The sequence below is a fragment of the Pseudoalteromonas piscicida genome (assembly GCF_002208135.1).
Lineage (GTDB): Bacteria > Pseudomonadota > Gammaproteobacteria > Enterobacterales > Alteromonadaceae > Pseudoalteromonas > Pseudoalteromonas piscicida_A.
Genome location: NZ_CP021646.1, coordinates 3,233,709 through 3,246,507, shown reverse-complemented (window position 1 = coordinate 3,246,507; position 12,799 = coordinate 3,233,709). Strand labels below are relative to the sequence as shown.

Genomic DNA, 12,799 nt, shown 5'->3' with positions numbered 1-12,799 from the left:
GTGAGTAACGAATTAATTTTTGGCTTTCATTCAATCGAAGCCATTTTGAATAACGCGCCGGAGCGCTTTTTAGAAATTTATGCACTAAAGGGACGTGAAGATCAGCGTTTAAATCAAGTCGTAAACGATGCCCGTAAGTTTGGTATTTCAGTGCAGTTTATGCAGCGTAAAGCGCTTGATAATAAAGCGAATGGTGAGCAACATCAGGGCATTATTGCCAATGTTAAAGCGGCGCGCGCATACAATGAAAAAGATCTTGATGAGATCATTCAAAGAGAAACTACACCATTTTTCTTGGTACTTGATGGGGTAACGGATCCTCATAACTTAGGTGCATGTCTGCGTAGTGCGGATGCAGCAGGTGTACATGGTGTGATCGTACCAAAGGATAAGTCTGCAAAGCTAAACGGCACTGCAAGAAAAGTAGCGTGTGGCGCTGCAGAAACAGTTCCGCTTATCCAAGTAACCAATCTTGCTCGTACATTGCGTGATATTAAAGAAGCCGGTGTGTGGGTTGTGGGTACGGCAGGTGAAACCGATACAGCAGTTTTTGATGCAAACCTGACTGGGCCTATGGCCATTGTAATGGGCGCCGAAGGCGATGGCATGCGCCGTTTAACTCGAGAGCATTGCGATGAGCTGGTTAAGATCCCGATGGTAGGTAGCGTGTCTAGCTTAAATGTATCGGTTGCGACCGGTGTTTGTCTATTTGAAGTGTTAAGGCAGCGCTCAGCACTTTAATCACTTAATAAGCGCTGGCTTTTGCGGCACATCTTCAACGGCTTAAAGAGCTTTAAGAGCTTAAAGAGCTCGCAAGGTAAACTTGCTCCTACACAGCGCTATCTTTGGTGGGAGCCGATTTATTCGGCGAGCTTTTAAAACCTGCAAAGTCAGCATGCCCCACACAGCGCTACCTTTGGTAGGAGCCGATTTATTCGGCGAGCTTTTAAAACCTGCAAAGTCAGCATGCCCCACACAGCGCTATCTTTGGTAGGAGCCGATTTATTCGGCGAGCTTTTAAAGCCTGCAATGTCAGCATGCCCCACACAGCGCTATCTTTGGTAGGAGCCGATTTATTCGGCGAGCTTTTAAAGCCCGCAAGATGAACGTGCGCCCACACAGGTTTATCTTTGGTAGGAGCCGATTTATTCGGCGAGCTTTTAAAGCCTGCAAAGTCAGCATGCCCACACAGCGCTATCTTTGGTAGGAGCCGATTTATTCGGCGAGCTTTTAAAACCTGCAAAGTCAGCATGCCCCACACAGCGCTACCTTTGGTAGGAGCCGATTTACTCGGCGAGCTTTTAAAACCTGCAAAGTCAGCATGCCCCACACAGCGCTATCTTTGGTAGGAGCCGATTTATTCGGCGAGCTTTTAAAACCTGCAAAGTCAGCATGCCCCACACAGCGCTACCTTTGGTAGGAGCCGATTTATTCGGCGAGCTTTTAAAACCTGCAAAGTCAGCATGCCCCACACAGAGCTATCTTTGGTAGGAGCCGATTTATTCGGCGAGCTTTTAAAGCCCGCAAGATGAACGTGCGCCCACACAGGTTTATCTTTGGTAGGAGCCGATTTATTCGGCGAGCTTTTAAAGCCCGCAAGATGAACGTGCGCCCACACAGGTTTATCTTTGGTAGGAGCCGATTTACTCGGCGAGCTTTTAAAAACCGCAAGGTCAGCTTATTCCCCCACAATTGCACTGGATATTACCCCATTAAAATCGCTTGCAACTCTCTCAGAGACTCTACGGTATAGGTTGGCTTGATATGGTCAGGGCAGACTTTGCCATCATGCTTTAACCAACAGCTATCAATCCCAAAGCGGTTTGCGCCTAGAATGTCACTTGCTGGTGTGTCGCCAACCATTAATACTTTGGATTTGTCGGGGTTTCCCAACAGCGCTAACGTATGCGCAAAAATACTCGGATCTGGTTTGGCTTTACCCACCAACTCAGAGATCACCACCTCAGAAAAACGATCCACAAGGCCTGTGTGCTCTAAGCGTTTTTGCTGAAGCGCGGCAAATCCGTTGGTAATAATAGCCAAAGTACATTGGCCTTTCAGGCTGTCGAGCAAGGCTTTAGCCCCTGGTAACGGTTGGCAAATTTCTGCCATCGCTGCCAAGAATCCCGCATTGAGTGTTTCAGGTGCGATATCGAGTTTTTCAGCCCAGCGACTAAAGCGCGTTACCTGAAGTGTTTTTGCGTCAATCTCACCATTTTGATACTGCACCCAAAGTGGCGCATTTAAGCTGTTATATTCTTCGTAGTCCTCGTCAGTGAACACAACGTCATATTGAGTAAACAGCGTTTGTAATCCAAGTTTGGCATTAAAGCTAAATAAGGTTTCGTCAGCATCAAATAAAATATGTGTGTAGTTCGACATTATAAATACATCTCTGGGTGATTAAAGGGCGCCATCGCGAGCAATAAGGCTTGCGTGTAACTACTTTCTCTGGTGGCAAGATGGTTGGTTAGTAAACCGATAGCACCGCCTTGTTGCTTGATATTAGTGGTGTTGAACAGGTCATCCATTACATGCCCTAGCTCTTCACCTTGTTCAAGGCGTGTGTAGACCGATGCTGGTAGAGGCAAGTTACAACTACGACCGACACTCGTACGACGGTTATCTGCAATGACGACATAAGCGAAAGTAGCTGCACCGTATTCAAATTTGGCAGCGCCTCCTTCCATGGCACAATAAAAATCGGCTTGATGATGTTGCTGTAGGTAAGTAACACGGTTCTCTGCGCCTTCGCGGGTGGCATGTTCACCTAAAGGCTGATCCGCAACGAGACTCGGCGCTGAGATACCCTGACAGTCAATTTTTACATTGGGAAAGTACTGCGCAAAGATGGTTTTTGCAGCATTGATTTTTACTGGGTTTTTAGACCCCACTAAAATGGTAAGCACGTCCATATAACAACTACTCGTGATGCCCTAAAAGGCGTCAGTGTAAAGTGTGATATGGAGCGATGCAAGGAAGCGCTTATTCCTTATCAAAACATGAAGTGGGTTAAATCGGTAAATCGACTGGCGCCATATTCTCAAGGGCGCGTTTCTTTACTAATAATTCTTTGATAAGGGGAGTCAGTACCAACTCCATCGCCAATCCCATTTTTCCACCCGGCACAACTAAGGTGTTTACACGAGACATAAAGCTGCCTTCGATCATTTGTAAGTAGTAAGGGAAGTTAACATCTTCGATGCCACGAAAGCGAATAACCACAAAGCTTTCGTCTAATGATGGTATGTCTTTAGCACTGAATGGGTTAGATGTATCCACGGTGGGCACACGTTGAAAGTTAATATGCGTGCGAGAAAACTGGGGAGTAATGTGATTAATATAGTCATCCATTGAGCGCACAATGGACGTCATTACCGCTTCTTTGGAGTGGCCGCGTTCATTGGTATCGCGAATGAGCTTTTGGATCCACTCAAGGTTGATGATAGGCACCATGCCAATCAATAAATCAACGTTGCTGGCAACATCATATTCCTGTGTAACAACGCCACCGTGCAGCCCCTCATAAAACAGCATATCGGTGTTTTGTTCTAGTTCTTGATAAGGGGTAAAAGTGCCCGGTAGCTGATTAAATGGCACGGCATCGTCAAACGTATGAAGGTAGCGACGGACTTTGCCATTGCCGGTTTCGCCATAGCTTTTGAACAGACTTTCTAATGCGCCGAAGTCATTGGCTTCTTCACCAAAGTAGCTAATGTGCCTACCTTCTTGCAGCGCTTCGCGACGCAATTTATCCATTTCAGGGCGAGTGTAGCGATGAAAGCTATCGCCTTCGACATAGGCGGCTTTGGTATTAAGACTGCGGAATATGTGTTTTATCGCGCTTGTCGTTGTTGTAGTGCCTGCGCCTGAACTACCAGTAATCGCGATAATAGGGTGTTTGTCTGACATAAATCTGCCTTAGCTTTCATCATCCGTTAATTCGATGTTACGCGAAGCAAAGTTTTTGGCAAGCTTTGCTTGAGGGCGAGTGTTGGGTATCATAGTGGAGTGATATAACTACAATGAAAAAATCAAAGGAACGTCCATGCCCATTTCAATGCGTGTGAAGCTCGCAGTTTGTCTATTCGCTTTCGCGTCCTGTTTACCTGCGTATTCAGCCATGCCCAAAAGCCAAATTTGGCTAGCTGAATTAGGTGAACATTTCAGTGCTAAACCAATTACCGAAAACACCGCGTATTTTAATCAGCCGCTAGTGACTGATTCTGGGGTTTACTATACCGCGGAAGTAAGCGCTGATGGCAATAGCCAAACGGACCTGTTTTTTTACGACTTGCAAAGCCAAAACACAACCAACCTCACGCAATCTCCTGTCTCCGAATATTCACCCACACTGCATCCTAATGGGGAAGGGTTAACGACGATTGTGGTTGAGGGATCCGGTAAGCAAAAACTGTGGTTTTATCCGTTTGATCAAGCAACAAAACCAAGTCGTGTTTTTGAGCATATTGAACCCGTTGGATATCATGCTTGGGGGAGCAACCAAGATCTGATTATGTTTATTTTAGGTGCGACTGAAAGTGCTCCGCATACCTTACAATACACAGATATTAACGGTCATTTACCACAAATTCTTGCCGAAGATATTGGTCGAACTTTGTCTTACAACCGTGCGCGTGACGTATTTGCTTTTACTTATCAAGTTAATGGTTTGATGTGGTTCGCAACCTACCATAGAGAGAGCGATCATATTCAGCGATTTTTTGCTCTTCCCAGTCAAGTGCAAGATTATACTTGGTTGGATGATAACAAAGTGGCGTACTCATTGGATAACAAGATTTATTACCGAGATTTAAACGCGCCTAAAAAAGTCCACTTATTGAGAAACTTAAGAAGTTACTGTCAGACTTCAATTTCTCGCTTGAGCTTTTTTGATAACAAGCTGGCATTTGTATGCCACAGCGAAGACTGATAGCGATACATTAAATTGCATGTTAAACGCAATACATAGACAACAACCATAGGAATAGATATGACGATTCTCGTAACAGGTGGCGCAGGCTATATTGGCTCTCACACTGTATTAGAGCTGCTACAGCAAGGCAAAAAGGTAGTGGTCGTAGATAATCTAAGCAATTCTCAGCAGACTTCATTACATAGAGTCGCTGAGATCGTAGGAAAGGAAGCTGTATTCCATCAAGGTGATATTCTTGATAAGGCATTTCTTGATAGTGTATTTGCACAATATGATATTGATGAAGTGATCCACTTTGCAGGCTTAAAAGCCGTAGGAGAGTCGGTTCAAAAGCCAATCGAGTATTATCAAAACAACGTCCAAGGTACGTTGACGCTGCTTGATGCGATGCGTGACGCCAATGTATTTAAGCTAGTTTTTAGCTCGTCAGCGACGGTATATGGAGATCCTGCCAGCCTTCCTATTCGTGAAGATTTCCCAGTTGGTGGCACAACCAACCCTTATGGTACGTCAAAGCTGATGGTTGAAATGGTACTACAGGATGTCGCTAAATCAGACCCGCGTTGGGCCTTTGCTATTTTGCGTTACTTTAACCCGGTTGGCGCACACGAGTCGGGGTTAATTGGTGAAGATCCAAATGGTATTCCCAATAACTTACTGCCCTACATCTCACAGGTTGCTGTTGGTAAACTGGCGAGTTTAGGCGTCTTTGGTAACGACTATGACACCAAAGACGGCACGGGCGTGAGAGATTACATTCATGTGGTTGACCTTGCTATTGGCCATTTAAAAGCACTTGAGAAAATCGCAGTAGCAGCAGGCACGCATATCTATAACTTAGGTACCGGCAATGGCTACTCGGTACTAGAGATGGTTACCGCGTTTGAAAAGGCAGCGGGCAAAGCTATACCCTATGACATTAAACCGCGTCGCGATGGCGACATTGCCGCCTGTTATGCTGCGCCTGAAAAAGCCAAATCTGAATTAGGCTGGCATGCAGAGCGTGGATTGGATGCCATGATGCAAGATACATGGCGCTGGCAAAGCAATAATCCAAATGGGTATAAATAACCTAAACTCGGGAGAACAACCAGAGCCTCTGTTGGCTCTCTTCGCCTTTGTCATTTAAGGTAAAGGCGAGGTTTCATTGAGCATCATTACTACATCAATCTTAGTTTCATAAAACTGTCATGCCGTTGTCACCTAAACTCGGTTAAATAATCTGGTATAGACCAGTTTAGAGGCAAGTTATGAACAACGATTATTTACTCCTGACGCCAGGCCCACTCAGTACCTCCCACACCGTGAAAGAAGCCATGTTGAAAGACTGGTGCACTTGGGATGATGAATATAACCAAGGCGTGGTGCAAGTTATTCGCAAGCAGCTTTGTGAAATTGCGGTTGCAGATCCACAGTATCGCAGCGACTACAGTGCAACTTTAATGCAAGGCAGTGGTACAGCAAGTGTAGAGGCGGCTATTGGAACTTTTATTCCTAAGTCTGGCACTTTGCTGGTTATAAACAATGGTGCCTATGGTGCGCGTATTATTGAGATAGCCAATTATCTAAATATTAATGTGATTGCGCTAAATCTTGTTGAAACCGAATTGCCGCAACTTGAGCAGATCTCACAAGCGCTTGAGCAACACCCTGAGATCACCCACGTAGCAATGGTACACTGCGAAACCACAACGGGGATGCTGAACCCGGCTAAGCGCGTAGCGGAGCTTGCGAAACATCACAACAAAGTAATGATCCTGGATGCCATGAGCAGTTTTGGTGGTATTGAGATGGATATGCATGAGTGGCAAATTGATATTCTCATTAGCTCAGCGAATAAGTGTATTCAAGGTGTCCCAGGTTTTGGTTTTGTGATCGCAAAAACGGCGCTGCTGGTTGCCTCTGAAGGACAAGCACGTTCACTCTCGCTGGATCTTCACGCCCAGTGGAAAACCATGGAAAACCATCACGGTAAATGGCGTTTTACCTCGCCAACGCATGTTGTCAGAGCTTTTGCCAAAGCACTGGAAGAATTGGCGCAAGAGGGAGGCGCTTCTGCGCGATTTAAGCGTTACAGTGAAAATCAAAAACAGCTCGTTAGCGGCATGAAAGCCCTAGGTTTTGAAGCCTTGTTACCAGAAGTCATGCACTCACCTATTATCACTTCTTTTTATTCACCAATTGACGAAAGCTATGAGTTTAAGCGCTTTTATGAAGCATTAAAGCAAAAAGGATATGTGATTTACCCCGGTAAAGTATCAAACGCAGATTGCTTTAGGATCGGTAATATTGGCGAAGTATATGCCGCAGATATTAGCGGACTACTTGAAGCTATCGCGGAAGTAAAATACTGGTAAACCGTTAGGGTAGGAGGCGCTTTACGCGGCGATTGCTATTGCTGAAGCTAAGTGCTGGTTCGCCGCCAGCATACGGCGTAGGAGGTGGACTGCGGTTGGCTTTTTTCATTTGTGTTGACACTAACGTGTAAATGGCGGATTTATTCAATAATTTTAATGGCCGTGCCCTTACATTGATAATAATTAAAAGGAGCGAAACCATGAGTAGAATAAGTCTTTATTTGAAAAACAAAATGATAGTGCCAGTTGCGTGGTTAGCGATTGCTAGCCCAATAGTCCATGCTGAGCTTTTACTAGGTGCAACATTTGGTGAAAATAGTAAAACCTACTACGTTAAACAGCAAGATTCCTTCTTATATAAAGCCAAAGCGACATGGCAAGCGGAGCGCTTTGAACTCGATATAGCGAAGGGGCATCCATCGCAGTTAGGTAAACTATTGATTGTCGATGATACCGTCACAGCTTTTGACCAATCTGGTGAGCTGATCTGGCAGGATAACAAGAAAGATACTGACAAGTTATGCCTGCCAGAACTGTTTGGTGAATTTATCAAAGCGCACGTTGAGCAACTACTTAACGGGGAAAAGCTAAAATGTTTAGGACCGGTTTTAAAGGCTAAAAAGCTGGCACCTTTTACGGTGTCATATAAAGGTGAAAAGGCAGGAAAGCATCGCTTTCAAGTAGGGCCTGGCTCACTCGGAATGTGGCTTTTTATGGACAGCGTTGATATTTACTTTAACGAAAATCTAAACCGCATAGTGTCTTACGCAGGCGTCACTCCGGCACCAGTAAATAAACACAAAAAAATGGCGTATTTGGAGTTTCAAGGGGCGCTATATACAGATAACCAAGTGGCGCTCATCCGTAACTCCCCGTTATGGTAATACAAAGGTTATGCGTAGCGCAGTTAATCAGTCTATGTTGATGTGGGTATATTGCTTCGGTGACATACCCGTCCACTTTTTAAAAATGCGGCTAAAGTGAGCTTGATCTGAAAACCCGCATACAAACCCTACCTCTGCAAAACTAGTGTTATTTGACAATAGCATTTGGCTTGCCTTTTGGACTCTGACTTGTTGTAGCAGCACCGCGAAATTGGTATTTTTCTCTTTTAATCGTCGCTGTAGGCTACGTGTCGAAAGCGCCAACCACTTAGCTACTTTTATGATGTTGATGTCTAAAAGGCCTAACTTAACTATGGCCGCTTTGGTTTGCTCCTTTATACAGCCACCCGTTGGCATAAGTGTGTGGTCACTTTTTATCTTTTGAGCTTTATCAGGACAAGACCAATGGATAAACCAGTATTGTCCTTGGCAAGGCGTCAATGGGGTTGGTACCTTGAGGCTTGGATAGCTAAAAATAGCCGTTTGCGTATGAGGTGTTGGGCTTAGTGTGACAGGTTTACCTGTAACTTGATGAAGTAAAGCACAAAGCACACCCAAAATCGCTAAGTCCTCAGCACATGAAGGCTGAATGCTGGTTCTTGAACGATGGCGGATCTTTACGTAAGTGTCGGTAAAGTCGCAGTCAATAAAATGATTACTATGTATATACTTTTCCAGCCGTTGCCATTTATGGATAAGAGATGTTGGTGAGCTTTGATATAACAATGCGTTGCCAGTGGGTGTATCGAGGAGTGTTTCAACACCAATGGCAATTTTTAGCAATGTTTCTAGGCCATATTGTGAGGCAACGTAGGACACAAACTCTTTTTTCGTTTCAAGCGGGACAAGCGCATGATTAAAGCCGTTATTATTTGAACAGCACCCAGCTGTAAGCCGCTCTAACCCTGTTTGTAGCAAGTTTAACATGGTGCTGCTGGCAAAAGCGGCACTGCGGGGCACTATATGATTATTCATATTTTGTCTTTTTGTCCAAAGCTTTGGCTATTTATTTGATATAGGTTGCGTGACGTTTTGTTTTAACTGCTGTTGTTGGAAAGTAATTGTTTTGGCTATCTTCTTTCCTATCCAAGGTATTTTGGGTAACCAGTTTGGTGCACGTGAGACAATAAGAACTACGGCTGTGAACCACAGTAACTTGCCAAAAAACACTGTTGCTACAATCAAATACCCAGATATTCCAGCCAGTAAACTCAATACAACCATGGTTCTTGGTGGCGTCGGAAGTAGCGACATCAAGGCTAACGCGTATAGTCCATATTCATTAATGTAGTGCTTAAATGTTTGCCATTTTTCAAAGTTAGCGGAATCCTGAGAAGGGATAGCACTTTGTAAAAAGCTTTCTAATATTGTGGCGAGGAGAATGAGGATACTTGACCCGACTGCCGCCGCAATTGCAAACATCAGTGCGATGGTCAGTATTTTTTTTGGTTGTAGCCAAGCCAGTAGCATGACTGATGTTTGAGTTGGCAATGCCGGAACAAAGAAATCACCAACCGATAATCCGGAAAGCACCGCGATTGCTTTAGGTTTTTTGCCATTTTCTGAAATCCAATTTAGCACCCTTCGTGCTAATGTCACTTTAGTCGTCATGGTTTCTATCCTTATGCTTTTAACATGATATTTTCGATGAGATTGGGAAATAACTTTCTCAGTAACATCACAGCGCGCATTTTTCCTACTTTGATTTCTGCTTGACCTTTCAAAGCGCCAGCAACGATTTCTTGTGCTGCTTGTTCTGGCGTGATTTTTCCTGTGCCCCGACCTCTGGTCATATCGGTATCCACTAACGGGAGAATGGCCTCACAGACCTTGATTTGACTCTGATGTAATTTGATTTGCCCACTAAAAGACTTACAAAAAGCTCGTAGTCCAGCTTTATTTGCACAGTATATTGGTGAGCTTTGCTTTGGCGCGATTGCCAACCCTGAAGTAACGAATACCCAAGTGCCGTTGCTACGACGGATATTATCGAACAATAATCGGGTGAGCATGATGGGGGCGGTAAAATTAATCTGGGTTTCTTGCTCAACTGAAATGACTTCATTATTTGTTACAAATAAATCCCTAGGCTGCTGCACGCCTGCGTTATGAAACACGATATCCAGAGTTTTTCCCTCTAACTCGTTAGCTAAGGAGGTGAGCTGTGCTTGCTCGGATAAGTCGCATACATACCAGCTTACGTTTGGTTGCTTTGTTTTTGCGTTGGCAACTGAAGCGGTGCTGCTTCCAGTTGCGATAACCTGATAGCCTTTTGACAAGCATAGTGTCACTAATGCCTCTCCAACGCCACGCGTGCCGCCAGTTATTAATACCGTTTTTGTCATTTATAATCCCCTAAAAAAGCCAAAGTCGATTGCCTTATCAAATCTCGCCAGTCCGAGATACTCAACGTACTTACCCTTTATATTTCGGTCTCTCGGTTCTAACAGACCGTCAATTTTAATCAGTCGCTGAGAACCTTTTTCATAATGAAAGTCAGTTGAACCAAATAGCAGGCGCCAAAACCACTTTTTTGGTGTGACACTGATAACCGTGCTGGAGTCTGTTTCTTTTTTATGAAGTGTTATCCCTGTATGTGCTTGTACTTTGAGTACGGTGTAATCTAAGTGAATACGCTTGCCTTGCATTAAATCCTGCCAATGCTTTGCAATTTCGAATGGCACGCTCAGCAATGTGCAAGGTAAATTTGCAAATATGAGCGGTTTCTTTTTTTCGCTATGCTTAGTCCGATAGCTACTCAATACGCTAATGCCTTTAAATTGGTTGACTTCTAAGCAGCCTTTTTCTTGTAAATGGGGTTGGGACATTTGCGCGCTAACCAGCCCGTGTTGTTGACACCACACAACCTCCTCAACGGCTATTTCTTCATCACTTGCACTTTTCCAGCTACGACGAGCCTTGAAATGGCCGCCCGTTAGCGCATCAATTTGTAAGCTGTATGCAAACATGGCGCGTGAATTGAGATGTTTTTTATTACTCACCTGCGCTGTAGTGAGCCAAGTTTGTAGGGAGTTCATTTCTGTCATGTCTTTTCCTTTTCCAGTGCTATTTACGTAATGTAATTAAAGGAAGAGAGAACTTATTGAATATTCGCGCCAGAAATAAAAGGAGGGGAAAACCCTCCTGTTATCAAGTTTTGTTATCGTTTAAATAGTATTTACTCAGATCGACACCACACATACCTCCTCCAACTTGCGGTGGTAATTTTACTTTTTTCTCAAGTAACTGATTGGCATGTAGGCTTGGGCTTAAAGTGACCATTGCGCTACCCGTAGCCATCAGTTTGATAATTTTTCGTCTTTGTTGATCCATTAGGGGGTCTCCTTCATCACTAAGTTGCTGACAATTTCGGCGGATAAAACAGCTGCACCAGCATGATCGCCCGGTGGGTAGGCTGTATGCCCACCACGAAATATATGTTGACTGCCGGTTTGGTTAGATGGTTTGTTGCCATGCCAGATAAATGGCATGACCTGCGGCCATTGATGAAATTCATCAAAAAAGGATTGTGCATCGAAAAAGTGATGTTCAACTATGCTATCAGAAAGTTTGGGTAGCATTTTGTCTATACACGTAAGTATATAGTCGAGTAGTTGTTGCTGTTTTGCTTCCTCGAGATGTGTAATGCCTCTTGGTTGATAAAAAAATACATTTATCGCTGTATATTCGTTATCTGATGTTGGGTTTGGGAAAAAGTGAAAAGGAAACTGAGTGCACCATTGCCCTTTATCTAGCCTGTCCATCGCGTTGCCACCATCCTTTGGATAGTGCAGGTAGGTATGATAACGGCTGTCAAAAGTATGGTTTTTTGTTAATAGGCGTAGCTGGCATAGCATCATTCCCTGTTTTGTATCGGGCGGATAATCCTTGGTATGAGGGCGCGTATCAATGATCTTAGCGGCTGAGATGGTACTAACCTTCTGTGCAGCACTCATTGTCACTTCAATATGGGTGCCTTTTTCATTGACCTCAGTCACCGTAGTATTTTTGAGCAAAGTTACGCCATGATCCCAACATGCTGCTACGAGATCACTAACTAATTGATTAGGTCCACCAACTGGCACTCCTGGGTTGTTATAGCCATATTTGTATTCAGTTTCATAGGCCAAGTATTTCAAATTAAAGTCAGCAGGGGAGGTACCCATTAGGTAAGCTGGGATCTCAACAATGTCTTTTATACGGCCAGGCTTTAAATAGGCGTTAGTAAAATCTGAAATAGTGACCAGCGGCGGTGAAGTGCGGCGGTATTGCCGTATTCCTTTAAGTAAGGCTGCAAACTGCTGTGGCGATTTCATCAGTTTGAGAAGAAACATAAAGTCAATTGGGGTGTCTATCGTCTCACCTTCATAAAAGACTCGGCTTTTTTTCTTTTCAAATTGTGTTTTCACGCCTAAGCGTTTTAGGCTATTTATCATGCCATTACCAAAATCGTTGCATGCTATGGTGTAACTATGGCCATTCACATCATGCTGACCACATAATCCCCCAAACCTGTCTAACTGCTCAATGAGGAAAACGTGTTTATTTTGCTGTGCGAGTGTGAGTGCAGTGCAAAGACCAGAAAGTCCTGCGCCTATCACGATGATATCTGGATTACTCAT

The 12,799-nt window shown here is 44.2% G+C and carries 14 protein-coding genes; 5 read left to right on the top strand and 9 right to left on the bottom strand.

Going from position 1 to position 12,799, the window contains the following annotated elements:
* Positions 1–741 (top strand): 23S rRNA (guanosine(2251)-2'-O)-methyltransferase RlmB, encoded by a 741-nt coding sequence (rlmB, locus tag B1L02_RS15045; RefSeq protein ID WP_010368698.1) that lies wholly within the window; start codon positions 1–3, stop codon positions 739–741.
* A gap of 963 nt (positions 742–1,704) precedes the next feature.
* Here rlmB and yjjG read toward each other — a convergent pair.
* The 3 genes from yjjG to B1L02_RS15020 all read right to left on the bottom strand — a co-directional run bounded on the left by yjjG (position 1,705) and on the right by B1L02_RS15020 (position 3,912).
* Positions 1,705–2,382, bottom strand: coding sequence for a pyrimidine 5'-nucleotidase (gene yjjG, locus B1L02_RS15030; RefSeq protein ID WP_088531683.1), 678 nt, complete (start codon positions 2,380–2,382; stop codon positions 1,705–1,707).
* Complete coding sequence (gene yjjX, locus B1L02_RS15025) at positions 2,382–2,915, bottom strand: inosine/xanthosine triphosphatase (RefSeq protein WP_088531682.1); 534 nt, start codon at positions 2,913–2,915, stop codon at positions 2,382–2,384. The genes yjjG and yjjX overlap by 1 nt, the downstream gene beginning before the upstream one ends.
* A gap of 97 nt (positions 2,916–3,012) precedes the next feature.
* Complete coding sequence (locus B1L02_RS15020) at positions 3,013–3,912, bottom strand: phosphoribulokinase (RefSeq protein ID WP_088531681.1); 900 nt, start codon at positions 3,910–3,912, stop codon at positions 3,013–3,015.
* Between the two features lie 136 nt (positions 3,913–4,048).
* Here B1L02_RS15020 and B1L02_RS15015 point away from each other — a divergent pair, with 136 nt between their 5' ends.
* The 4 genes from B1L02_RS15015 (at position 4,049) to B1L02_RS15000 (ending at position 8,177) form a co-directional block, all read left to right on the top strand.
* Entirely contained in the window at positions 4,049–4,933 is an 885-nt protein-coding gene (locus B1L02_RS15015) for a hypothetical protein (RefSeq protein WP_088531680.1), read from the top strand.
* 60 nt (positions 4,934–4,993) lie between these two features.
* Positions 4,994–6,007 (top strand): UDP-glucose 4-epimerase GalE, encoded by a 1,014-nt coding sequence (gene galE / locus B1L02_RS15010; protein WP_088531679.1) that lies wholly within the window; start codon positions 4,994–4,996, stop codon positions 6,005–6,007.
* 179 nt (positions 6,008–6,186) lie between these two features.
* Complete coding sequence (gene phnW / locus B1L02_RS15005; RefSeq protein ID WP_088531678.1) at positions 6,187–7,293, top strand: 2-aminoethylphosphonate--pyruvate transaminase; 1,107 nt, start codon at positions 6,187–6,189, stop codon at positions 7,291–7,293.
* 200 nt (positions 7,294–7,493) lie between these two features.
* Positions 7,494–8,177, top strand: coding sequence for a hypothetical protein (locus B1L02_RS15000; RefSeq protein WP_088531677.1), 684 nt, complete (start codon positions 7,494–7,496; stop codon positions 8,175–8,177).
* A gap of 27 nt (positions 8,178–8,204) precedes the next feature.
* Here the strand turns inward: B1L02_RS15000 and B1L02_RS14995 are convergent, their stop codons facing one another.
* From B1L02_RS14995 to B1L02_RS14970, 6 genes are all read right to left on the bottom strand, one after another.
* A complete protein-coding gene (locus B1L02_RS14995; protein ID WP_088531676.1) occupies positions 8,205–9,152 on the bottom strand; it encodes a helix-turn-helix domain-containing protein in 948 nt (315 codons plus the stop codon).
* A gap of 27 nt (positions 9,153–9,179) precedes the next feature.
* Positions 9,180–9,788, bottom strand: coding sequence for a VTT domain-containing protein (locus B1L02_RS14990; protein WP_088531675.1), 609 nt, complete (start codon positions 9,786–9,788; stop codon positions 9,180–9,182).
* 11 nt (positions 9,789–9,799) lie between these two features.
* A complete protein-coding gene (locus B1L02_RS14985; RefSeq protein ID WP_088531674.1) occupies positions 9,800–10,522 on the bottom strand; it encodes an SDR family NAD(P)-dependent oxidoreductase in 723 nt (240 codons plus the stop codon).
* Positions 10,523–11,224 carry a hypothetical protein gene (locus tag B1L02_RS14980; protein ID WP_088531673.1) on the bottom strand — a complete coding sequence of 234 codons (702 nt, stop codon included), beginning with the start codon at positions 11,222–11,224 and terminating at the stop codon, positions 10,523–10,525. It abuts the gene before it with no gap.
* A gap of 103 nt (positions 11,225–11,327) precedes the next feature.
* Entirely contained in the window at positions 11,328–11,510 is a 183-nt protein-coding gene (locus B1L02_RS14975) for a hypothetical protein (protein ID WP_088531672.1), read from the bottom strand.
* Positions 11,510–12,799: a phytoene desaturase family protein gene (locus B1L02_RS14970; protein ID WP_088531671.1), complete on the bottom strand. Its 1,290-nt coding sequence runs from the start codon at positions 12,797–12,799 to the stop codon at positions 11,510–11,512. The genes B1L02_RS14975 and B1L02_RS14970 overlap by 1 nt, the downstream gene beginning before the upstream one ends.